This is a genomic window from Xanthomonas nasturtii (assembly GCF_023337365.3).
In the GTDB taxonomy this organism is placed as follows: domain Bacteria; phylum Pseudomonadota; class Gammaproteobacteria; order Xanthomonadales; family Xanthomonadaceae; genus Xanthomonas; species Xanthomonas nasturtii.
The window spans coordinates 1,691,602-1,712,774 of sequence record NZ_CP142084.2; the positions used below are offsets into that span (position 1 = coordinate 1,691,602).

Annotated in this window: 14 protein-coding genes; 12 read left to right on the plus strand and 2 right to left on the minus strand. The window is 64.9% G+C overall.

Annotated elements, in window-relative coordinates:
- The first annotated feature begins 148 nt into the window (after positions 1 to 148).
- From M3O59_RS07410 to M3O59_RS07435, 6 genes are all read left to right on the plus strand, one after another.
- Positions 149 to 1,324, plus strand: a complete 1,176-nt coding sequence (locus M3O59_RS07410) for an acyl-CoA dehydrogenase family protein (RefSeq protein WP_181920623.1) — start codon at positions 149 to 151, stop codon at positions 1,322 to 1,324.
- Positions 1,325 to 1,404: 80 nt separating this feature from the next.
- A complete protein-coding gene (locus M3O59_RS07415) occupies positions 1,405 to 3,948 on the plus strand; it encodes a DUF3857 domain-containing protein (RefSeq protein WP_181920626.1) in 2,544 nt (847 codons plus the stop codon).
- A 150-nt stretch (positions 3,949 to 4,098) separates the two neighbouring features.
- Positions 4,099 to 4,737, plus strand: a complete 639-nt coding sequence (locus M3O59_RS07420) for a glutathione S-transferase family protein (protein ID WP_147308541.1) — start codon at positions 4,099 to 4,101, stop codon at positions 4,735 to 4,737.
- Between the two features lie 190 nt (positions 4,738 to 4,927).
- Positions 4,928 to 6,868, plus strand: a complete 1,941-nt coding sequence (asnB, locus tag M3O59_RS07425; RefSeq protein WP_116906438.1) for an asparagine synthase (glutamine-hydrolyzing) — start codon at positions 4,928 to 4,930, stop codon at positions 6,866 to 6,868.
- A gap of 247 nt (positions 6,869 to 7,115) precedes the next feature.
- Complete coding sequence (locus M3O59_RS07430; protein WP_116906437.1) at positions 7,116 to 7,670, plus strand: NADPH-dependent FMN reductase; 555 nt, start codon at positions 7,116 to 7,118, stop codon at positions 7,668 to 7,670.
- A gap of 221 nt (positions 7,671 to 7,891) precedes the next feature.
- Entirely contained in the window at positions 7,892 to 9,322 is a 1,431-nt protein-coding gene (locus tag M3O59_RS07435) for a replicative DNA helicase (RefSeq protein WP_064634471.1), read from the plus strand.
- Between the two features lie 534 nt (positions 9,323 to 9,856).
- On the opposite strand, the gene M3O59_RS07440 is transcribed toward M3O59_RS07435, so the two are convergent.
- A protein-coding gene (locus tag M3O59_RS07440; protein WP_409350120.1) for an IS3 family transposase occupies positions 9,857 to 11,208 on the minus strand; the annotation gives its coding sequence in 2 pieces (ribosomal slippage) (positions 9,857 to 10,752 and positions 10,752 to 11,208; 1,353 coding nt in all).
- Positions 11,209 to 11,423: 215 nt separating this feature from the next.
- Here M3O59_RS07440 and M3O59_RS07445 point away from each other — a divergent pair.
- Together M3O59_RS07445 and M3O59_RS07450 are read left to right on the plus strand one after the other, a co-directional pair.
- Positions 11,424 to 12,842, plus strand: a complete 1,419-nt coding sequence (locus M3O59_RS07445) for a cryptochrome/photolyase family protein (RefSeq protein ID WP_116907044.1) — start codon at positions 11,424 to 11,426, stop codon at positions 12,840 to 12,842.
- Between the two features lie 271 nt (positions 12,843 to 13,113).
- Entirely contained in the window at positions 13,114 to 13,839 is a 726-nt protein-coding gene (locus M3O59_RS07450) for an OmpA family protein (RefSeq protein ID WP_064634487.1), read from the plus strand.
- 622 nt (positions 13,840 to 14,461) lie between these two features.
- Here M3O59_RS07450 and M3O59_RS07455 read toward each other — a convergent pair.
- Complete coding sequence (locus tag M3O59_RS07455) at positions 14,462 to 15,496, minus strand: LysR family transcriptional regulator (protein WP_047696769.1); 1,035 nt, start codon at positions 15,494 to 15,496, stop codon at positions 14,462 to 14,464.
- Between the two features lie 129 nt (positions 15,497 to 15,625).
- Between M3O59_RS07455 and M3O59_RS07460 the strand changes: the two genes are divergently transcribed.
- The 4 genes from M3O59_RS07460 (at position 15,626) to M3O59_RS07475 (ending at position 21,159) form a co-directional block, all read left to right on the plus strand.
- Entirely contained in the window at positions 15,626 to 15,850 is a 225-nt protein-coding gene (locus M3O59_RS07460) for a hypothetical protein (RefSeq protein ID WP_064634486.1), read from the plus strand.
- A complete protein-coding gene (locus M3O59_RS07465) occupies positions 15,847 to 16,620 on the plus strand; it encodes an SDR family NAD(P)-dependent oxidoreductase (RefSeq protein ID WP_064634485.1) in 774 nt (257 codons plus the stop codon). Before M3O59_RS07460 ends, M3O59_RS07465 begins: the two co-directional genes overlap by 4 nt.
- Positions 16,617 to 17,807 (plus strand): efflux RND transporter periplasmic adaptor subunit, encoded by a 1,191-nt coding sequence (locus M3O59_RS07470; RefSeq protein WP_064634484.1) that lies wholly within the window; start codon positions 16,617 to 16,619, stop codon positions 17,805 to 17,807. The genes M3O59_RS07465 and M3O59_RS07470 overlap by 4 nt, the downstream gene beginning before the upstream one ends.
- A gap of 178 nt (positions 17,808 to 17,985) precedes the next feature.
- Positions 17,986 to 21,159 carry an efflux RND transporter permease subunit gene (locus M3O59_RS07475; protein WP_064634483.1) on the plus strand — a complete coding sequence of 1,058 codons (3,174 nt, stop codon included), beginning with the start codon at positions 17,986 to 17,988 and terminating at the stop codon, positions 21,157 to 21,159.
- Positions 21,160 to 21,173: the final 14 nt, after the last annotated feature.

The window sequence follows — 21,173 nt, forward strand, 5'->3', positions numbered from 1 at the left end:
CGATCCGCCCGGATTGCTGCGTTAGCAGGAAAGAGCCGGCGTTGCCGGCTCTTTTCGTTTTCAGGCGCCAGCGGTGAATCCCGTGGGTTGAACACGTCGGCCGCCATGTTCGGCCGGCAACTGGCTGATAATCGCCGCTTCTCCTGGAGTGGAAGCCAACATGCCGGTGCGTCCCGATGACCTGTTCGACGTCCGCGCGCTACTCACCGATGAGGAGCGGGCAGTGCAGGACGCGGTAGCGCGCTTTACCGACACGCGGGTGGTGCCGGCGATTGGCGATGCCTTCGATGCCGGGCGCTTTCCGCGCGAGTGGATTCCGGAACTGGCGGAACTGGGCTTGCTGGGTGCCAGCTTGCCGGTCCGCGATGGCGGTGCGGGCCTGGGCGCGGTGTCCTACGGATTGATCTGCCAGGAACTGGAACGCGGCGACAGCGGTCTGCGCAGCTTTGTCAGCGTGCAGTCTTCGCTGTGCATGTACCCCATCCACGCCTATGGCAGCGACGAACAGCGGCAACGCTGGCTGCCGGAGATGGCGGCAGGCCGTGTGGTTGGCTGTTTCGGCCTGAGCGAGGCGCAGGGCGGTTCGGATCCGGCTGCGATGACCACCCGCGCAGTGCGTGACGGCGACGGCTGGCGTTTGAACGGGGCCAAGATGTGGATCACCAACGGCAGCATCGCCGGGCTGGCGATCATCTGGGCGCACACCGACGATGGCGTGTGCGGTTTCCTGGTCGAGACCAGCAGCGCCGGTTTCAGCGCGCACGACATCACCCACAAGATGAGCCTGCGCGCCTCGGTCACCTCGGGCCTGTTTTTGGACAACGTGTTCGTGCCGGAGCGGATGCGGCTACCGAGCGCGGCCGGCTTGAAGGCGCCGTTGGGCTGCCTCAATCAAGCGCGTTACGGCATCGCCTGGGGCGCGATCGGCGCGGCGGTGGCGTGCCTGCGCGAAGCGCTGGCCTATGCCGGCGAGCGCATCCTGTTCGGCCGGCCACTGGCGGCCACCCAGAGCGCGCAGATCAAGCTGGCCGACATGGCCCGGCGGATTTCCACCGCGCAGCTGCTTGCGTTGCAGCTCGGCCGCTTGAAGGAAGCCGGTACGCTGCGGCCGGAACAGATCTCGCTGGCAAAATGGAATAATTGCCGCATGGCGCTGGATGTGGCGCGCGAGTGCCGCGACCTGCTCGGTGCGGCCGGCATCACCACCGAGCATGTGGCGATCCGGCATGCGCTGAACCTGGAATCGGTGATCACCTACGAGGGCACCGAAACCGTGCATCAGCTGGTGGTGGGGCGTGCGCTGACGGGACTCAATGCGTTTTGACGAGGAGTGGGTGTTCGATCAGCAAGGATGTGATGCGACGCCTGCGCGGCGTCTTCTGCGGTATTTGTTCGTTGGCCGGCGTGGCAATCGCGCCAGCGCAGGCCAACGAGGCGCCACGCATGCTGCCGACACCGGGCTGGGTAGTGGCAGATGCGTTGCCCGACAACGTGCCAGGCGCCACCGGGCTGCGCTATGAACTGGTGTCCGACCAGATCGATCTGACCGGCCGCGTGCCGCAGGCCTACCGCCGGCTCAGTTACACCGTGCAGCGCGCCAAGAGCCTGGAGGAAGCCGGGCAGATTTCCATCGACTACCAACCGCAATACCAGCAGCTGGCACTCAATCGCCTGGATGTGTGGCGCGGTGGCAAGCGCATCGACATGCGCACTCAGGCGCACTACGCCAAATTGCGACGCGAGAGCGGGCTGGAGAACGGCTTGATCGATGGCGCGCTGACGCTGTCGATCACCCTGCCGGATCTGCGCGTGGGCGACCGCGTCGACTATGGCGTGACCATCAGCGGCAGCAATCCGGTGTTCGGCAAAGGCTATTACGACGTGTTCGAGGCGCGCTACGGCGTGCCCTTGGGCGAGCGCCGGGTGCGTGTGCGCTATCCCGCCGAGATGGCCCTGCAATGGCGCATCAGCGCGCCGGGTTTCGGCCGCACCGTGAGCAGGGCCGATGGCGTGACGCTATTGAACATCGGCGCCAGCAACGTCGCCGCGGTGCAGGAAGAAAAGGATGCGCCGGACGATGTCGACGCCTATGGCGTGATCGAAGTGTCCACCGCCGGCAGCTGGGGGGCGGTGGCGGCCTGGGCGGCGCAGCTGTATCCAAATTCGTTCAAGGACGCGCAGGTGGCCGCCGGCATGCTGCAGAGCCTGCAGTTGCGCCGCGACGACCCGCAAGGCGCGCTGCTGCGCGCAGTGGCATTCGTGCAGGGCGAAATCCGCTACGTCGGCCTGTACATGGGCGAAAATTCGCACGCGCCGCACGCGCCCGAAGTGACCCTGCGTAACCGCTACGGCGACTGCAAGGACAAGGCGACGTTGCTGATCGCGCTGCTGCAACTGGCCGGCATCCGTGCCGAGCCGGTGCTGGTCAACAGCGACAAGGGCCATGGGCTGGAAAAGCGGCTGCCCAGTCCGTATGCGTTCGATCATGTGGTGGTGCGCGCGCATCTGCCGCAGGGCGAGGTGTGGGTGGATGCCACGCGCGACCGCGAAGAGGGTCCGTTGGCGCAGCGCCGGCCGTTGCCGTTCGTGCACGGCTTGCCGGTGATTGCAGGGCAGGACGCCTTGGTCGCCGTGCCAGCGCCAATGCCCGCGTTGCCGCAAATCGAAGTGAACGAAGAGGTGACCGTTTCGCTGCGCAAGCCGCAGCGCTGGGCGAGCTTCACGGTGGACACCATCTATCGCCAGGGCCGCGGCGACCGCGTGGCCAGCAGCTTCGACGACGATGGCGCGCAGACCGTGGGCGAGCACTATCTGGAATTCATGCGGCAGTACTACACCGCGCTGACCCAGGTGCGCGTGCCGAGCATCGACGCGGCCGATGCCTTGAATGTGCGCACGCACGAAGCCTACCGGCTGGAGTGGCCGGCCGAGGAGGGCGATGAGCTGGGCTTTCCGTTGTTCCAGCTCGGCGAATGGATGGATGCGCTGCCGAAGGAGGCGCGCAAGGGGCCGCTGGCGCTGGCCGGCCCGCAACTGGCGCGGCAAACCGTGCGCGTGCACAGCGACCCGGCGACGCAGGTGGAAGCGGACACCCAGGGGATCGCCAACCCATGGTTCCGCTTCTCGCGCAGCATCGCGATGCGCGACGGGCAGTTGGTCATCGTGGGCGAATGGCAGCGCTTCACCGACCGCATTCCCGCCAACGGCGTGGCACGTGCCGCCGCCGATATGGAGCGCGCGCGCGACCTGCTGTATTTCAACCACGATCTGAAGACGCAGCGGCGTACCCAGCCAACCGACTGGCGCGCGCTCAGCTACCCGCTGGCCGGTGCGCTCGCCTTGGTGGTGCTGCTGCTGGCGTGCCTGCTGTGGTGGCGTGGCGGTGGGCTGGGCGGGATCATGTTCGACCCGTATGCCACGGTGACGCGGATGCCCGAGCAGGCCGGGCTGCGGTCCAGCGCCTGGGTCGTGTTCGCGGCGACCACACTGCTGTCGGCGTGGGTATGGCTGGATGCGCTGCCGTGGTGGGCCTGGGGCGCTGGCGTCATCGTGGTGGCCGCGGTCGCCGTGCTGGGCTGCGTGCTGCTCAAGCTGATCTTGCGCTGGATGGGCAGCGGCGCGCAGCTCGTGCGCGTGTTGCCGGCCATGGCGGGCTGCGCCTTGCCGTGGCTGGTGTGCCTGTTGGCGGCCGTGGTCGCGCTCAAGGGCCAGGTGGCATTGCTGCGCACCGGCGCGACCGATCCGGCCGGCATGGCGCAGCTGGCGATGTACGTGTTGTTGCTGATGCTGGGAACGCTGTGGTGGTCGGTGTGTTCGGTGCAGGCAGTGGCCGCTGCCACCGGCTGCGCGCGCACGCGCGCGTTCGGTGCCTGGGCGCTGACGGTCTCCGCACTGGGCGTGCTGATCGCTGCGTTGAGTGTGCCGGTGGCGGTGGTGGCACTGGCCTGAGGCAACTCGGCGCGGCAGCGCCGGTGCGGCCCGCTGGCTGTCGCGCACGCACGCGTGGCGTCGGGGTGGCGCGGCTGCGTGCAGGGCTTTGCAAAGGCACGCGGGGCTGTGACACTGCCAGCCCCTCGTTGTTGCCGTGGAGCCAGTTTGATGTCGACCGTGCGTCCCCCGTTGACCGTCCATGGCATGTCCAGTTCCGGCAACTGCTACAAGGTGCGCCTGCTGCTGGAGCAACTGGGCAGCCGCTATCACTGGGTCGAAGTGGACAGCGTGGCCGGGCAGACCCGTACGCCCGACTACCTGGCCAAGAATCCGAACGGCAAGGTGCCGATAGTGGAGCGCGACGACGGCCGCGTACTGACCGAATCCAACGCGATCCTGTTCTGGTTGGCCGAAGGCACGCCGTATCTGCCTACCGATGCGTGGCAGCGCGCGCAGGCGCTGAGCTGGATGTTCTTCGAGCAATACAGCCATGAGCCGTCTCTGGCGGTGGCGCGGTTCATCATTCTGTGGACGCCGCGCGATGGTGCGCGCCGGGCCGAGTTGCCGCAGCTGCGTGCGCGCGGCGAGCAGGCGCTGGCGGTGATGGAGCAGCATCTGCAACAGCACGCCTGGTTTACCGGCGGCGACTACGGCATCGCCGATATCGCACTGTTTGCCTACACCCATTGCGCCGAAGACGGCGGCTTCGATCTGGAACGCTGGCCGGCGATCACCGCATGGGTGCAACGCGTCCAGGCGCTACCGCGCTTCGTGCCGATGCCTGCAGCTGCATCGGTGGCGGCATGAACGCGCCGCGCGATCGGCACGGCGCTGCCGGCGGCGCCGCTGCGTGCTCGGCGGGTTCCCGTGCCTTCGCTCTGCTGTCGGGATCTGCGTCGGCATCGGCGGTAATTACAAATTTGCGTTCGCGCGCGCTGCGCGTGGCGCTGGTCGGCGACGCGCGGTTAGCCGTTGCCGGCCGACAGGAGCGCTGACGATGTGTGGATTGGCAGGACTATTGCTGGCTTCGCCGCGTCTGCATGGCGAACAGCTCGATGCACTGGTGCGGCCGATGGGCGCGGCCGTGCGTCATCGCGGCCCCGACGACGCCGGCAGCTGGTGCGACGCGCAGGCCGGTGTCGCGCTGGCACATCAACGCTTGAGTATCCTGGATCTGTCGCCGCTCGGCCATCAGCCGATGCGCTCGGCCGATGGCCGCTATGTGTTGGCCTACAACGGCGAGGTCTACAACTTCGCGCAGCTGCGCGCAGCGCTATCTGCGCTCGGGCATCGCTTCCGCGGCCACTCCGATACCGAAGTGCTGCTGGCGGCCGTGGTGGAGTGGGGCCTGGACGACACCTTGACCCGCTGCAACGGCATGTTCGCCATTGCGCTGTGGGATGAGCGCGACAATTGCCTGTTCCTGGCGCGCGACCGTGTCGGCAAGAAACCGCTGTACTACGGGTGGGCTGGCGACACGCTGGTATTTGGTTCCGAACTCAAGGCCTTGTGGCAGCACCCGGATTTCGACAACGGCGTGGATCGCGATGCGCTTACGCTGCTGCTGCGGCTGGGCTACATCCCAGCGCCAGCCTGCATCCACGAACGCACCTTCAAGTTGATGCCCGGCCGGGTGCTGCGTATGGATGCGCAGGCCGTGGCGGCCGGCGCCGCCGCGCATCGCCCGGATCAGGCGCAGCAACCGTTCTGGAACGCCCGCGAAGCGATGCAACGCGCGTTGGCCGCGCCGTTCACCGGCAGCGACCTCCAGGCCGAAGAACAACTGGATACGGTGCTGCGCGATGCGGTGGCGCTGCGCATGGTGGCCGATGTGCCGGTGGGCGTGTTCCTGTCTGGCGGCACCGATTCGTCGATCGTCACCGCGATGATGCAGGCGCAGAGCGCGCAGCCGGTGCACACCTTCAGTATCGGGTTCGAAGGCTCGCACCACGACGAAGCGCCGCTGGCGCGCGAAGTGGCCACGCATCTGCACACCGACCACACCGAGCTGTATGTCAGCGGCGCCGATGCGCTGGCGGTGGTGCCGAGCCTGCCGGACATGTTCGACGAACCTTTCGCCGATGCCTCGCAGGTGCCGACCGCGCTGGTCGCACGGCTGGCGCGCGGCGGGGTGACGGTGGCGCTGTCCGGCGATGGCGGCGACGAATTATTTTTCGGCTATGGCCGCTACCAGCGCGCGCTGCGCAACTGGCGCATGCATGGCCTGGTGCCTGGCCCGCTGCGCCGGCTGATGGCGGTGGCGGCGCGCAGCAACGGCGAGTCCTCGCGCACTGGCGGGCTGGCCGCGCTGGTGGCCGAAGCCGGCGCGCGTGGCATCGGCGACATCTACCGCAACCGCATCTCGCGCTGGCGCGACCCGGCCGCGGTGGTGCTGGGTGCCACCGAGCCGGACAGTTTCTACAGTCTGGCCGACCCGTTGCATGGGTCTGGCACCCCGGCCGACGCGATGATGCTGGCCGATTTCGCCGCGTATCTGCCCGACGATCTATTGTGCAAGGTGGATCGCACCACCATGGCGGTGGGGCTGGAGGCGCGTGCGCCGTTGCTGGACTGGCGCGTGGCCGAATTCGCCTGGTCGTTGCCGTTGTCGCTCAAATACCGCGATGGGGTGAGCAAATATCTGCTCAAGCGCGTGCTGTGCCGCTACCTGCCCGATGCGATGGTGTACCGCGGCAAGCGCGGCTTCGGCGCGCCGGTCAGCGCCTGGTTGCGCGGCGATCTGCACGGCTGGGCCGACGACCTGCTGGCGCACGGCACCCTGGAGCGCGAGGGCGTGTTCGCCGCCGACACCGTGGCTGGCCTGTGGCGCGACTTCAACGGCGGCGAGCGCAAATGGCATACGCATCTGTGGACGGTGCTGATGTTCCAGGCCTGGCAGGCGCACTGGCGGCAACAGCGTGCGGCCATCGCGCGCTGAGCGTGAGCGCGGCAACCGCCGTGCCGAGGCGGCGGGGCGATGTTGCTGCGTCTTGCGCGTCTTACACCCCTGAAGCTGCAGCTCGGGCCACAGCCCGGAGAGGGTGCATCAGCGCCGCGCCTTGCAGACAAGATGCTGCCGCACACGCACATATCGGCGGGTTGCGCGGACCGTGCCGGGCGGTGTTTCACCAGCCCTGAGCATCGGGCTGGGTAGGGTGGGGCCCTGTTTTCCAAGGAGTGTTTCCATGAGCAAGCTCACCATTGCCGTGCTGGTCGGCAGCCTGCGCGCCGAGTCGTACAACCGTCAGCTGGCGCGCGCGCTGGAGCATCTGGCCGGCGACAAGGCCGTCTTCGACTACCTGGAGATCGGCGATATCCCGCTGTACAACCAGGACCGCGATGGCGACTTCCCGGCCGAAGGCACGCGCCTGAAGCAGCAGATCCGTGCCGCCGATGCGGTGCTGTTCGTGACCCCCGAATACAACCGCTCGATCCCCGGCGTGCTCAAGAACGCCATCGACACCGGCTCGCGTCCGTATGGCGACAGTGCGTTTTCCGGCAAGCCGGCGGCCGTGGTCGGCATCTCGGTCGGCGCGATCGGCACTGCCACCGCGCAGCAGCATATGCGCAACGTGCTGGCGTATCTGAACATGCACGTGCTCGGCCAGCCGGAAGTGTTCCTGCAGTACAAGGACGACCTGTTCGGGCCCGACGATCAGATCGCCAATACCGACAGCCGCAAGTTCCTGCAAGGCTTCATCGACGCGTTCCTGGGCCTGATCGGGCACCTCAAGCACTGAGTTGACCACAGCCGCGCAGCGCCCTGGCGCTGCGTTCAGGCGTACCTGGGAGTCGGGCGGAAACCTAGCTGTCGCAGGGGTCTCGTAGTGTGCGACGGGCGCCGCGTAGAACGTTGGTGCACTGGCTATGCACCAGTTATCCACAGAGTTGTGCATGGTCGTCGGCAGCACCGATGACTATGCTTCCTGCCCTCGTCTCCCCGCGTCAGGTTTGTTTGTCCATGTCCGCTCGTCCTGGTTTCCGTTCCAAGCGCAATCGCGATCGCGACGACGACGATTACGATCGTCCCGAGCCGCGTCTGGACCAGTTGCGGGTGCCGCCGCACTCGGTCGAGGCCGAACAGGCCGTGCTGGGCGGCCTGATGCTGGCGCCCGATGCGTTCGACCGGGTCAACGACCAGCTCACCGAAAACGACTTCTACCGCCGCGATCACCGGCTGATTTACCGCGCCATCCGCGAATTGAACGAGAAAGACCGCCCGTTCGATGCGGTAACCCTGGGCGAATGGTTCGAGTCGCAGGGCAAGCTGGAGCAGGTGGGCGATGGCGCGTACCTGATCGAGCTGGCCAGCACCACGCCGTCGGCGGCCAATATCGCAGCGTATGCGGAAATCGTGCGCGACAAGGCGGTGCTGCGGCAGCTGATCGAGGTGGGCACCACCATCGTCAACGACGGCTTCCAGCCGGAAGGCCGCGAGAGCGTGGAGCTGCTGGCGTCGGCCGAAAAAGCCGTGTTCAAGATCGCCGAAGCCGGCGCGCGTGGGCGCACCGATTTCGTGGCGATGCCGGGCGCCTTGAAGGACGCCTTCGAAGAGCTGCGCAACCGTTTCGAAAACGGCGGCAACATCACCGGCCTGCCGACCGGCTACACCGATTTCGATGCGATGACCGCCGGCTTGCAGCCGACCGATCTGATCATCCTTGCCGCACGTCCGGCGATGGGCAAGACCACGCTCGCGTTGAATATCGCCGAATACGCGGCGATCAAGTCAAAGAAGGGCGTGGCGGTGTTTTCGATGGAAATGTCGGCCTCGCAGCTGGCGATGCGCCTGATCTCCTCCAACGGCCGGATCAATGCGCAGCGGCTGCGTACCGGTGCGCTGGAAGACGAGGATTGGGCGCGCGTGACCGGCGCGATCAAGATGCTGAAGGAAACCAAGATCTTCATCGACGACACACCGGGTGTGTCGCCGGAAGTGCTGCGTTCCAAATGCCGCCGCCTCAAGCGCGAGCACGATCTTGGCCTGATCGTCATCGACTACCTGCAGCTGATGTCGGTGCCTGGCAACAGCGAAAACCGCGCGACCGAAATTTCGGAAATTTCGCGTGGCCTCAAGGGTCTGGCCAAGGAACTCAATGTGCCGGTGATTGCGTTGTCGCAGCTCAATCGCTCGCTGGAAACACGTACCGACAAGCGCCCGGTGATGGCCGATCTGCGCGAATCCGGCGCGATCGAGCAGGATGCGGACATGATCGTCTTCATCTACCGCGACGATTACTACAACAAGGAAAATTCGCCGGACAAGGGCCTGGCCGAGATCATCATCGGCAAGCACCGCGGTGGGCCGACCGGGTCGTGCAAGCTGAAATTCTTCGGTGAGTACACGCGGTTCGACAATCTGTCGCACGATTCGGTGGGCAGTTTCGAATAAGTGTTTTTTGGTGTCGTTTACATAACGGGTGCGCTCGCTGCCAGGCAGTGGGTGCAGCCAGCGTGTGGCTCTGTTTCGCACGTGGCTACGTTGGCAAGCGGGGAGTCATCGCACCCGCGACCCGCGCGACCTGGGAATTCCAGACTGCGCTGAAGCTCCAGCTCTCGGTTGCCTTGAAGAGAGAGGCAGTGAACGACGCGGATGCGTCGGGTGCAGAGCGGATGATCTGCGGTTTGGCTGCAGGGCCCTTGCCCGCCCACCATCGCGGGACACGCTGCAAGTACGTCCTTGTAAGCTCTGGCGCGGCATCCATGCCGCTCAAGGTCCCGCGACGGTGAGCGGGCAAGGACCAGTCGCGATGGTCGTTGCGCAGAGCTTTTAATAAAACAGCCAGCAACCTGTGTGATGCACTGATTTCGTTCTTCAATAAAGTCTGGTGCGGTGTCCTCGCCGCTTGCGGGACCGTTGGCGGCATGGATGCCGCCACCGAGCCCCCATGGTGAAGTGACCCCCAAAAGCTGGACAGTTGGGCGATCAGACAGCTAGCTCGGCCTGTTGCCGGTACTTTACCGGGCTCAGGCCGTTCAATTTCAACTTGATCCGGTCTTCGTTGTAGTACCTGATGTACTCCACCAGCCCGGCTTCTAGGCGTTCGATGCTGTCAAAGCTGTTGAGGTAGAAAAATTCTGACTTCAGCGTCCCGAAGAAGCTCTCCATGGCCGCGTTGTCCAAGCAGTTGCCGCGTCGGGACATGCTTTGTTTCAGAGAATGGTTTGCGAGCTTATGCCGGTAATTTTCGTGCTGGTAGTGCCATCCCTGGTCAGAGTGGATCATCGGCCGAGCGTCGGGTGACAGTTTCTTGATTGCCTGATCCAGCATCTGACCTACCAGGTCCAACACCGGCCGGCGTTTCATCTGGTAAGCCACAATTTCGCCGTTGTACAGATCCATGATTGGTGAAAGATAGAGCTTCATGCCCTGCACCTTGAACTCGGTGACATCGGTCACCCACTTCTGGTTAGGCATAGCGGCTTCAAACTGGCGGTCCAGTATATTTGGCACGATGACATTGGCTGCGCCCTTGAATGCGCGGTAGCGCTTGATGCGTACCCGCGATTGCAGGCCCAGTGCGGCCATCAGACGCTGCACCCGCTTGTGGTTGATCGCCTCACCCTGTTTGGCCAATTCCAGTGTGATGCGGCGATAGCCATAGCGCCCTTGGTGTTCATCGTAAATCGCGCGGATGCGCTCGCACAGCGCGACCTCGCCCTGATCGGGATGGGCCAGGGCATGCATCTGGTAGTAAAACGTGCTGCGTGATAGCTCGGCCGCTTCGAGCAAAAGCGGCAGTGCGTGGGTCTGCCTCAATCCTTGGACGGCGTGCGCTTTGTACGCTGCGCCGCCTGCTCTTGCTGGATCAAGGCATCGAGTTTTTTTAGGTAGGCCGTCTCCGCACGCAGGTAGGCCACTTCCTTGAGCAGCTCATCGCGGCTCATGTCCTCGGCGGGCTTGGACGAGCTGGTCTTTTTCATCGGTTTGTGAGGCGGCAATGGAGGTGGCGCTAACGCTTGGGCGCCGCCGTCAGCATACAGCCGTTGCCACTGTGCCACCGCGCCGGCACTGCCTATCTGGAAGTAGCTCGTGGCCTCGCGCGCAGACATCCCCTCCTGGCGCATCTTTTCAAGAACCTCCAGCTTGAACGGGACATCGTAGGACCGAGGCTTGCGGTCAAACCCGCGCCAACCATGTAGCCGGTAGGTCGCTGCCCAACGCCTGACCGTAGAGAAATCCAGACCATAACTGCGGGCCACCGCCTTGAGCGAGATTGAGGTCTTGCAGGCCTCCTTGGCGACCTGAAGTTTGAAGCGTGCATCATATCGATTCATGAAATCCTCGGAGTTGGACGGGGTGTCCAACTTCCGGGGGTCACTTCATGGACGGGTTGACGGCGTGTCCCGCGAGCGGTGAGGGCACCGCACCCTTGACCGACGCTGTGCGTTTGCTGCGGGGTCCTTGCTACACCAATGCACGCCGCTGCCTCGCGCCATCGTTGCATCTGCTGGCTTATGCTGCGCAGCCTTACCGTCGCTGCCGAGTTCGCATGTCATACGCCATCGTTTGGTTCCGTCGCGATCTGCGTCTGCAAGACAACCCGGCCTTGCGCGCCGCAGTGGATGCCGGGCATCACCCGATTCCGCTGTATATCGATGCGCCGCACGAAGAAGGCGAGTGGACGCCTGGTGCCGCATCGCGCAGCTGGCGGCATCGGTCGCTGGCGGCGCTGGATGTAGCGTTGCGCGCGCTGGGCAGCGGCCTGGTCATCCGCGCCGGCAATAGCGCACAGGTGCTGGACGAGATGATCGCCCAGACCGGCGCGGTGGCGGTGTACTGGAACCGCAAATACGAACCGGCCACGCAACCGCGCGATGCGCAGATCAAACGTACATTGCGCGAACGCGGCATCGAAGTGCAGAGCTGCAATGCTGCGTTGCTGTTCGAGCCTTGGCAGTTGTCCACCCAGCAAGGCGGCCCGTACAAGGTGTTTACGCCGTTCTGGCGCAATGCGTTGACGCAGCTGCAATTGCCTGCCGCAATGGCGGCGCCGCGCAGCCTGCCGCCGTTGCCCGCGACGTTGACGACAGAGGCACTCGACACGTTGCAGCTGGTGCCGCGCTTGAACTGGGACCAGGGCTTCTGGGAGCACTGGCAGCCTGGCGAAGCTGGCGCACATGAAATGCTGGAGATCTTCATCGACGGTGCGCTCAACGGCTATCGTGAAAACCGCGACCGCCCCGACCGCGTTGGCACCTCGCAGCTGTCGCCGCACCTGCACTTCTGCGAGATAGCGCCGTGGCGCATTGCTAGTACGTTGGAAGCGCATCGCAACGCGCGTAACGGTGCGGAAATCGACGGTTATATCCGCCAGTTGGGCTGGCGCGATTTTGCGTATCACTTGCTGCATCACTTTCCGGACACCACCAACCAGAATCTCAATCCGCGCTTCGAAGGATTCGATTGGGCGTCGGTGGATCCGGTCGCGCTGCAGGCGTGGCAACGTGGCCGCACCGGCATTCCGATCGTCGATGCCGGCATGCGTCAGCTCTGGCATACCGGCTGGATGCACAACCGCGTGCGCATGATCGTGGCGAGTTTGTTGTGCAAGCATTTGCGCATCCACTGGATCGAAGGCGCGCGGTGGTTCTGGGACACGCTGTTGGATGCGGACCTGGCCAACAACACCATGGGCTGGCAATGGGTGGCCGGCACCGGCGCCGATGCGGCGCCGTATTTCCGCGTGTTCAACCCGGTGACGCAGGCGGAAAGATTCGATCCGCAAGCGGCGTACATTACGCGTTGGGTGCCCGAGCTCGGCAAGCTCGCAGTAAGGGAACGCTTTGCGCCGTGGTTGCATCCGTTGTCGCTGGCACGCTTTGCACCGGAGTACCCGCGCACGCCGATCATTGGTCTGGCCGAGGGGCGCGATGCGGCGTTGGCCGCGTATGCGAAATCGCGCGCATAGTGGCTGCTGATCGATACGCGTGTGCCTGCTTCGATTACGCACGAGGCAGTGGTGGAACGGTCGCACGCAACGCAGAACAGGCGCGCATTTTGCGGTGCACATTGGCCGACGGAATGGCACATGTGCACGCGCGCAGGCCGAAAACGTTTTCCTGAATGGTGCACCCGCTGCACGCGCATTGCGTCCGTTTTCATCATGCGCCAGTCGCGTTGGCCTGTTTATCCTCATGCACACGATTGAGTGCCGGATGGTCCGGTCATAGGAGAACACCATGTCCCCAGCAGCCACCAAGAGTCTCGCCGTTGCCTTGGCCAGTGCCATTGCGCTGTCCGCCTGCGCCACCGGCGGCTCGTACGTGCAGCGCGATCAATATGGCGAGCAGACGCAACAGCAGAACCGGACTGGGCGCAATGCGCTGATCGGCACCGCCATCGGTGTGGCTGCAGGCCTGCTCACCGGTGATAGCGCCACCGAGCGTCGTCAGCACGCCATGGTCGGCGCGGGCATCGGCGCACTGAGCGGCGCGGCGGTGGGCCAGTATCAGGACCGCCAGGAGCGCGCGCTGCGCGAGCGCACCGCCAACACCGGTATCGAAGTGCAGCGTCAGGGCGACAACATCAGCCTGAACCTGCCGGACGGCATCACCTTCGACTTCGGCAAGGCTGCATTGAAGCCGCAGTTCTACACCGCGCTCAATGGTGTGGCCTCCACGTTGCGCGAATACAACCAGACCATGGTGGAAGTGGTCGGACATACCGATAGCGTCGGCAGCGATGCGGTAAACCAACGCTTGTCCGAGGAGCGCGCCGGTGCTGTGGCGCAATACCTGACCGCGCAGGGCGTGCAGCGTGAGCGCATGGAAACCATGGGTGCCGGCAAGCGTTATCCGATTGCCGACAACAGCACCGATGCCGGCCGCGCACAGAACCGTCGCGTCGAGATCCGCCTGATCCCGTTGCGTGCAGAAGGCGCTGCCAGCAATACCGGCATGCGTTGAGGCTGATGTATTGAACCGTGGGTCGGTCGATTTGACTGGCCCCGATGTATAGAAAAACAGGCCGCGAAAGCGGCCTGTTTTTTTGCGCTGCATTTCTGGTGATCAAAAGCGGCTGATCTGCGTCTGGGCTGCAGGGCCCTTGCCCGCCCACCATCGCGGGACACGCTGCAAGTACGTCCATGTAAGCTCTGGCGCGGCATCCATGCCGCTCAAGGTCCCGCGACGGTAAGCGGGCAAGGACCAGTCGAGATGGTCGGTGTGCATGGTTTTCAACGAGCAACCGTCAAGCCGCTGCGCGCTCCTCGTTTTTCAGTAAAGCCACCAGCCAACTGTCTGGTGCGGTGTCCTCACCGCTTGCGGCATGGATGCCGCCACCGAGCCCCCATGGACGGGTTAACGGCGTGTCCCGCGAGCGGTGAGGACACCGCGCACTCGACTAACCAAGCTTCTGATCTAGATAGTTGCGGGACCTGTGTTGCTCAACAGCTTGGAGCTACGTCTCTTTGATGCAACACGCACCGGCATTCAACCATCGCTTGCACACGTACCCTAAACCGCCCGTTGGGCACCTTCTCCCGAGTGGGAGAAGGATTGCCCCATTGGGCGACTGCCTGAAGCGGTCTTAGGCCGTGACATTTTCCAGAATGCGCTTGCCCTCGGCGCGCAGTTCCGCTTCTGCGCCCACTTCGACTTTCGCGTCGTTGTCGGCTTTTTGCGCGGCCAGACGGGCAGGGCACTGCGCCATCATGTAGTCCGCATCGAAGTTCATCCGCGTCACCAGAAAGTCCACGAATGCACGCACCTTCGGCGACACCAATCGACCGCCGGCGAACACGGCATTGAAATCCACCTCCGGCCCGGTCCACCCGGCCAGCACGCGGCGCACCAGACCCGTTTGCACGAATGGCTTGGCCATCACATCGCCGGTCAGCAACAAGCCTTCGCCGCACAGTACTGCGCCGTTGAGCGCGGCCGGGTCGTTGGCCACCATCAGCGGATTGACCGGGAAATCGCGCACATCGCTGCCATCGCTGAGCGACCAGAAAAAGCGGTTGTTGTGCACGTTGCGGTTCTTGCGCAGCGCCAGCGTGCGATGAAATTGCAGCTCGTCCGGATGCAACGGCTCGCCATAGCGCTCGATGTAGGACGGGCTGGCGAACACCTGCGTGCGCAGGCTGCCGAGTTTGCGTGCGACCAAATTCGAATCGGGCAGCGCACCGACGCGCAGCGCCAGGTCGGCTTCGCCGCCGATCAGATCCAGCTTCTCGTTGCCCAGATGCATATCCAGCTGGATTTCCGGGTATTGCGCATGGAATTCGCCCAGCAATGGCGCGATCCAGGTGATGCCCAGCGAATACGGCACGGTGAAACGCAGCCAGCCGCGCGGGCCGGACTGCAGTTGCCCCACCGCGCTTTCGGCTTCTTCCAGCTCGCGCGCAATACGTTGGCAATGCTCGTGATACACCGAGCCGGCTTCGGTCAATCCGATACGGCGCGTGGTTCGGTGCAACAGGCGTGCACCCAGCCGGGTTTCCAGTTCCTGCACCTTGCGGCTGACGGTGGTCTTGGGCAGGCCAAGCGCGTTGGCGGCAGCGATGAAGCTGCCTTGTTCCACCACCTTGACGAAGATCAAGGTGTCGTTGAGGTCGTGTGTCATGGGACTGCCTTCCGAGGGTCAGGAGGGATTGGACCGCTTGCGGGACGATTATTCCCCTAAATCCGGACTAATCAAGTGCTGCTTTGAGGCCTAGCTTATGCAGCACCTCTTCCACCCAGGAGCACGGCCATGTGGTTGTGCGATGTCTTCGGCTTGCCCTCGAGTTCCCGCAGCACGATTGAAAGCGCCTTCGATCCTGTGGTTTGGCCGGTAAGAAGCCCGCGCGCCAGCGTTTCGCGCACGTTCGCAGCCTCGCCCAAGCGCCAGGCCGGCGGCGCGCCTGCGCAGCGGACTGGACTGCCGTCACGGGTACGGCGTGGAATTGTCCCGATGTCGGGAGTGAAAGTCCCATGACCGGGATGGTCCAATCCGAGACGGCCGTCATTGGTGGCGCGGGTAACGTGGGCGCGGGCTTCGTCGCCGCCTTGCTCGACGCCGGCATGCCGACCGTGGTGATTGGACGCGCCGCCGCCAAGCTCGACGCGCTGCGCGCGCAGCATGGCCACTCGCCGCTGCTGGAAACCGTGCAAGGCTCGGTCGCCGATGACGCTTCGGCGCAGGCGCTTGCCACCGAGCTGGCGCAGCGCCCACGTCCGCTGGCAGCGGTGATCGCCAGCCTGGGCAGCCCGCTCAAGGCCGGCCGCCTGCTCGACCGCCCGGTCGCTGCGCTGCGCCGCCGGATCGAGCGCGATGTGCTGCCGCACCTGGCCGCGGCCCGCCACCTGCTGCCATTGCTGGCCGAAGCCGAAGGCGGCGGGCGCTATGTGTTGCTGGGCAGCCCGTGCGCATTGCGCGCCTGGTCGGCGCACGGCGACATGTCGATTGCTGCCGCTGCCACCCGCATGCTCGCCCAGGTGCTGCATGAAGAAGCAAAGCCGCTTGGCGTGCGCGTGCACTTGCTGTCGGTCGAGCAGCCGGTGTGTACGCCCGGCCGCGCCAAGGACGCGTGTCCGGAATGGATCCGCGCCGTGGATGTCGGCCGCGCCGCCGTGTCCCTGATTGCCGGACCTGGCCAGCCCGGACAAGCCATCGTGACCGTCAGTCGTCTCCCGCATGCCGCACCGTCGGCGAACCGGCTGGCAGGTTTGCAATTTCCCATTCCCACCCGAGAGATTTCCCCATGACCACGAACGCCACCCCGTTCCGTTTTCCTTTACGTACTGTGTTGACGGGCGCCGTGCTCGCCGTCGTGCTTGCCGCCTGCGGCGGTGGTGCCGCGCAGACCGGTGCACCGCCGCCGCCCAGCGTCAGCGTCGCGCCGGTGTTGCTGAAAGAGATCAGCCAATGGGACGAATTCAGCGGTCGCATCGAGCCGGTGGAAAGCGTCGAGCTGCGTCCGCGCGTGTCCGGCTATATCGACAAGGTCAACTACACCGAAGGTGCCGAAGTGAAGAAGGGCGATGTGCTCTTCAGCATCGACGACCGTAGCTACCGCGCCGATTTTGCCCGCGCCAACGCAGCGATGGTGCGGGCCCGCACGCAGGCCACGCTGGCGCGCAGCGAAGCGACACGTGCGCGCAAACTCTCAGACCAGCAGGCCATTTCCACCGAAATCTGGGAGCAGCGCCGCGCTGCCGCCGACCAGGCCGATGCCGACCTGCTGGCCGCACAGGCCGCGGTAGACACCGCCAAGCTCAACCTGGACTGGACCCGCGTGCGCGCACCGATCGACGGCCGCGCCGGGCGCGCAATGGTCACCGCCGGCAACCTGGTCACCGCCGGCGACAGCGCCAGCGTGCTGACCACGCTGGTGTCGCTGGACAAGGTGTTCGTGTACTTCGATGCCGATGAAGGCACCTTCCTGCGTTACTCGCAGATGGCCCGCAACGGCGAGCGTCCGGACGAGCGCGGCGGCCAATTGCCGGTGCGTATCGGCCTGGTTGGCGAGCAGGGCTTCCCGCACGCAGGGCGCGTGGATTTCCTGGACAACCAGGTGACCCGCAGCACCGGCACCATCCGCGTGCGCGCGGTGCTGGACAACGCGCAGCGGCAGTTCACGCCGGGCCTGTACGCCCACGTGCAGCTGCTGGGCAGCGGCCAGTTCAAGGCCATGCTGGTGGACGAAAAGGCCGTGTTGACCGACCAGGACCGCAAGTACGTGTACGTGGTCGACAAGGACGGCAAGGCGCAGCGTCGCGATGTGGAGCTCGGCCGCAGTGCCGATGGTCTGCGCATCGTGCGCAAGGGTCTGGCTGCCGGCGACCGCGTGGTAGTCGATGGCGTGCAGAAGATCTTCATGCCCGGCATGCCGGTCGATGCCAAGGCCGTTGCCATGGCACCGGCGGCGGACAAGCGCACCGCTTCCAACTAGGTATCGCCAGCGCAGCGTGCGCGCAGTCGTGCCGGCCCGGCGATTGCGCACCACCTGCCACGGTTGCACTGATTCATCGCTGCATCGCGGCCCATGACCGCCGGCCTTGTCACCAGGCCGGCCCAGGGCCGCTGTGCCGCGCCGCCACCCGGCGGCAACCTCTTTCAGGACCATTCCAATGGACTTTTCCCGTTTTTTCATCGACCGGCCGATCTTTGCCGCGGTGCTGTCGATCATCATCTTCGCGGCTGGCTTGATCGCCATGCCGCTGCTGCCGATCAGCGAATACCCCGAAGTGGTACCGCCGAGCGTGCAGGTGCGCGCGGTGTATCCGGGCGCCAACCCCAAGGTCATTGCCGAGACCGTCGCCACGCCGCTTGAAGAAGCGATCAACGGCGTGGAAAACATGATGTACATGAAGTCGGTGGCCGGCTCCGATGGCGTGCTGGTGGTCACCGTGACCTTCAAGCCCGGCACCGACCCGGACCAGGCGCAGGTGCAGGTGCAGAACCGCGTCAGCCAGGCGCAGGCGCGCTTGCCCGAAGACGTGCGCCGGCAAGGCGTGACCACGCAGAAGCAGTCGCCGACGCTGACCATGGTGGTGCATCTGACCTCGCCCAAGGGCAAGTACAACTCGTTGTACCTGAGCAATTACGCCACCTTGAAGGTCAAGGACGAGCTGTCGCGCCTGCCGGGCGTGGGCCAGATCCAGATCTTCGGTGCCGGCGACTACGCCATGCGCATCTGGTTGAACCCGGACAAGGTCGCCGCGCGCGGGCTCACCGCCAGCGACGTGGTCGCCGCCATTCGCGAGCAGAACGTGCAGGTCTCCGCCGGCCAGCTCGGTGCCGAGCCGATGCCCAACAAGAGCGACTTCCTGCTCTCGATCAATGCGCAGGGCCGCCTCACCACCGAAGAAGAGTTCGGCAATATCGTGATCCGCAGCGGCAACAGCGGCGAGATCGTGCGGCTGAGCGACGTGGCGCGTCTGGAACTGGGCGCCGGCAACTACACCCTGCGCTCGCAGCTGGACAACCAGAACGCGGTGGGCATGGGCGTGTTCCAGTCGCCAGGTGCCAACGCAATCGAATTGTCCGACGCAGTGCGCGCCAAGATGGCCGAGCTGGAAAAGCAGTTCCCGCAGGACATGGCGTGGTCGGCTGCGTACGACCCGACCGTGTTCGTGCGCGACTCGATCAGCGCAGTGGTGCACACGCTGCTGGAAGCGGTGCTGTTGGTGGTGCTGGTGGTGATCCTGTTCCTGCAGACCTGGCGCGCTTCGATCATTCCGTTGCTGGCGGTGCCGGTGTCGGTGGTCGGTACGTTTGCCGCGTTGTATCTGCTGGGTTTCTCGATCAATACGCTGAGCCTGTTCGGGCTGGTGCTGGCGATCGGCATCGTGGTCGACGACGCAATCGTGGTGGTGGAAAACGTCGAGCGCAATATCGAAGAGGGTCTCACCCCGCTGGCTGCGGCGCATCAGGCAATGCGCGAAGTGTCCGGGCCGATCATCGCCATCGCGCTGGTACTGTGCGCGGTGTTCGTGCCAATGGCATTTCTATCGGGCGTGACCGGCCAGTTCTACAAGCAGTTCGCGGTGACCATCGCCATTTCCACGGTGATCTCGGCGATCAACTCGCTCACCCTGTCGCCGGCGCTGGCGGCGATGCTGCTCAAGGCGCACGACGCGCCGAAGGATGGCCCGTCGCGGTTGATCGATCGTTTGTTCGGCTGGTTGTTCCGTCCGTTCAACCGTTTCTTCAACAGCAGCTCGCACAAGTATCAGGGCGCAGTGTCGCGGGCGCTGGGCAAGCGTGGTGCGGTATTCCTGGTGTACCTGCTGCTGCTGGTGGCCACCGGCTTCATGTTCAAGGTGGTGCCGGGCGGTTTCATTCCGACCCAGGACAAGCTGTACCTGATCGCCGGCACCAAACTGCCGGAAGGCGCGTCGCTGGAGCGGACCAACGAGGTGATCCGCCAGATCAGCCAGATTGCGCTGCAGACCGAAGGCGTGGATCACACCGCCGCGTTTCCCGGTTTGAATCCGCTGCAGTTCACCAACACGCCCAACACCGGCACGGTGTTCATCACGCTCAAGCCGTTCAGTCAGCGCAGCCGCAGCGCCGTGCAGATCAATGCCGAGCTCAATGCACGCATCAGCCAGATCCAGCAGGGCTTTGCGTTCGCCTTCATGCCGCCGCCGATTCTGGGCCTGGGACAGGGCTCGGGCTATTCGCTGTACATCCAGGACCGTGCGGGTCTGGGTTATGGCCAGTTGCAGAGCGCGGTCAATGCGATGTCCGGTGCGATCTCGCAGACGCCGGGCATGCAGTTCCCGATCGGTACCTACCAGGCCAACGTGCCGCAGCTCGACGCCAAGGTCGACCGCGACAAGGCCAAGGCGCAGGGCGTGCCGCTGACCAACCTGTTCGACACGCTGCAGACCTACCTGGGCTCGGCCTACATCAACGACTTCAATCGCTTCGGTCGCACCTATCAGGTGATCGCCCAGGCCGATGGGCAGTTTCGCGACAGCGTCGAAGACATCGCCAACCTGCGTACCCGTAACGCCAATGGCGACATGGTGCCGATCGGCAGCATGGTCACGCTGGGCCAGACCTACGGGCCGGACCCGGTGATCCGCTATAACGGCTACCCGGCCGCCGACCTGATCGGTGAAGCGGACCCGCGCGTGCTCTCGTCCACACAGGCGATGCAGACGCTGGCCGGCATGGCGCCGAAGGTGTTGCCCAACGGCATGAACATCCAGTGGACCGATCTGAGCTATCAGCAATCCATCCAGGGTAACTCGGCGCTGATCGTGTTCCCGATGGCGGTATTGCTGGCGTTCCTGGTGCTGGCTGCGTTGTACGAGAGCTGGACGTTGCCACTGGCGGTGATCCTGATCGTGCCGATGACCTTGCTGTCTGCCTTATTCGGCGTGTGGCTCACCGGCGGCGACAACAACGTGTTCGTGCAGGTGGGGCTGGTGGTGTTGATGGGCCTTGCGTGCAAGAACGCGATCCTGATCGTGGAGTTCGCCCGCGAACTCGAAATGCACGGCAAGGGCATCGTTGAAGCCGCGCTGGAAGCCTGCCGCCTGCGTCTGCGCCCGATCGTGATGACCTCCATCGCCTTCATCGCCGGCACCGTGCCGCTGGTGCTCGGCCATGGCGCCGGCGCCGAAGTGCGCTCGGTCACCGGCATCACCGTGTTCGCCGGCATGCTCGGTGTGACCTTGTTCGGCCTGTTCCTGACCCCGGTGTTCTACGTGGCACTGCGCAAGTGGGTGACCCGTGGCGAACAACCCGCCGCACCGGCTGCCGTCTCGCATGATCCCGTCAAGGCGTAAGCGCGGTGGTGCAT

What these genes read in the sequence shown, in the direction of transcription:
- M3O59_RS07420 (WP_147308541.1), top strand. Translation starts at nt 4,099, where the DNA reads ATGTCGACCGTGCGTCCCCCGTTGACCGTCCATGGCATGTCCAGTTCC.
- asnB (WP_116906438.1), top strand. Translation starts at nt 4,928, where the DNA reads ATGTGTGGATTGGCAGGACTATTGCTGGCTTCGCCGCGTCTGCATGGC.
- M3O59_RS07430 (WP_116906437.1), top strand. Translation starts at nt 7,116, where the DNA reads ATGAGCAAGCTCACCATTGCCGTGCTGGTCGGCAGCCTGCGCGCCGAG.
- M3O59_RS07435 (WP_064634471.1), top strand. Translation starts at nt 7,892, where the DNA reads ATGTCCGCTCGTCCTGGTTTCCGTTCCAAGCGCAATCGCGATCGCGAC.
- M3O59_RS07445 (WP_116907044.1), top strand. Translation starts at nt 11,424, where the DNA reads ATGTCATACGCCATCGTTTGGTTCCGTCGCGATCTGCGTCTGCAAGAC.
- M3O59_RS07450 (WP_064634487.1), top strand. Translation starts at nt 13,114, where the DNA reads ATGTCCCCAGCAGCCACCAAGAGTCTCGCCGTTGCCTTGGCCAGTGCC.
- M3O59_RS07455 (WP_047696769.1), bottom strand. Translation starts at nt 15,496, where the DNA reads ATGACACACGACCTCAACGACACCTTGATCTTCGTCAAGGTGGTGGAA.
- M3O59_RS07460 (WP_064634486.1), top strand. Translation starts at nt 15,626, where the DNA reads ATGTGGTTGTGCGATGTCTTCGGCTTGCCCTCGAGTTCCCGCAGCACG.
- M3O59_RS07465 (WP_064634485.1), top strand. Translation starts at nt 15,847, where the DNA reads ATGACCGGGATGGTCCAATCCGAGACGGCCGTCATTGGTGGCGCGGGT.
- M3O59_RS07470 (WP_064634484.1), top strand. Translation starts at nt 16,617, where the DNA reads ATGACCACGAACGCCACCCCGTTCCGTTTTCCTTTACGTACTGTGTTG.
- M3O59_RS07475 (WP_064634483.1), top strand. Translation starts at nt 17,986, where the DNA reads ATGGACTTTTCCCGTTTTTTCATCGACCGGCCGATCTTTGCCGCGGTG.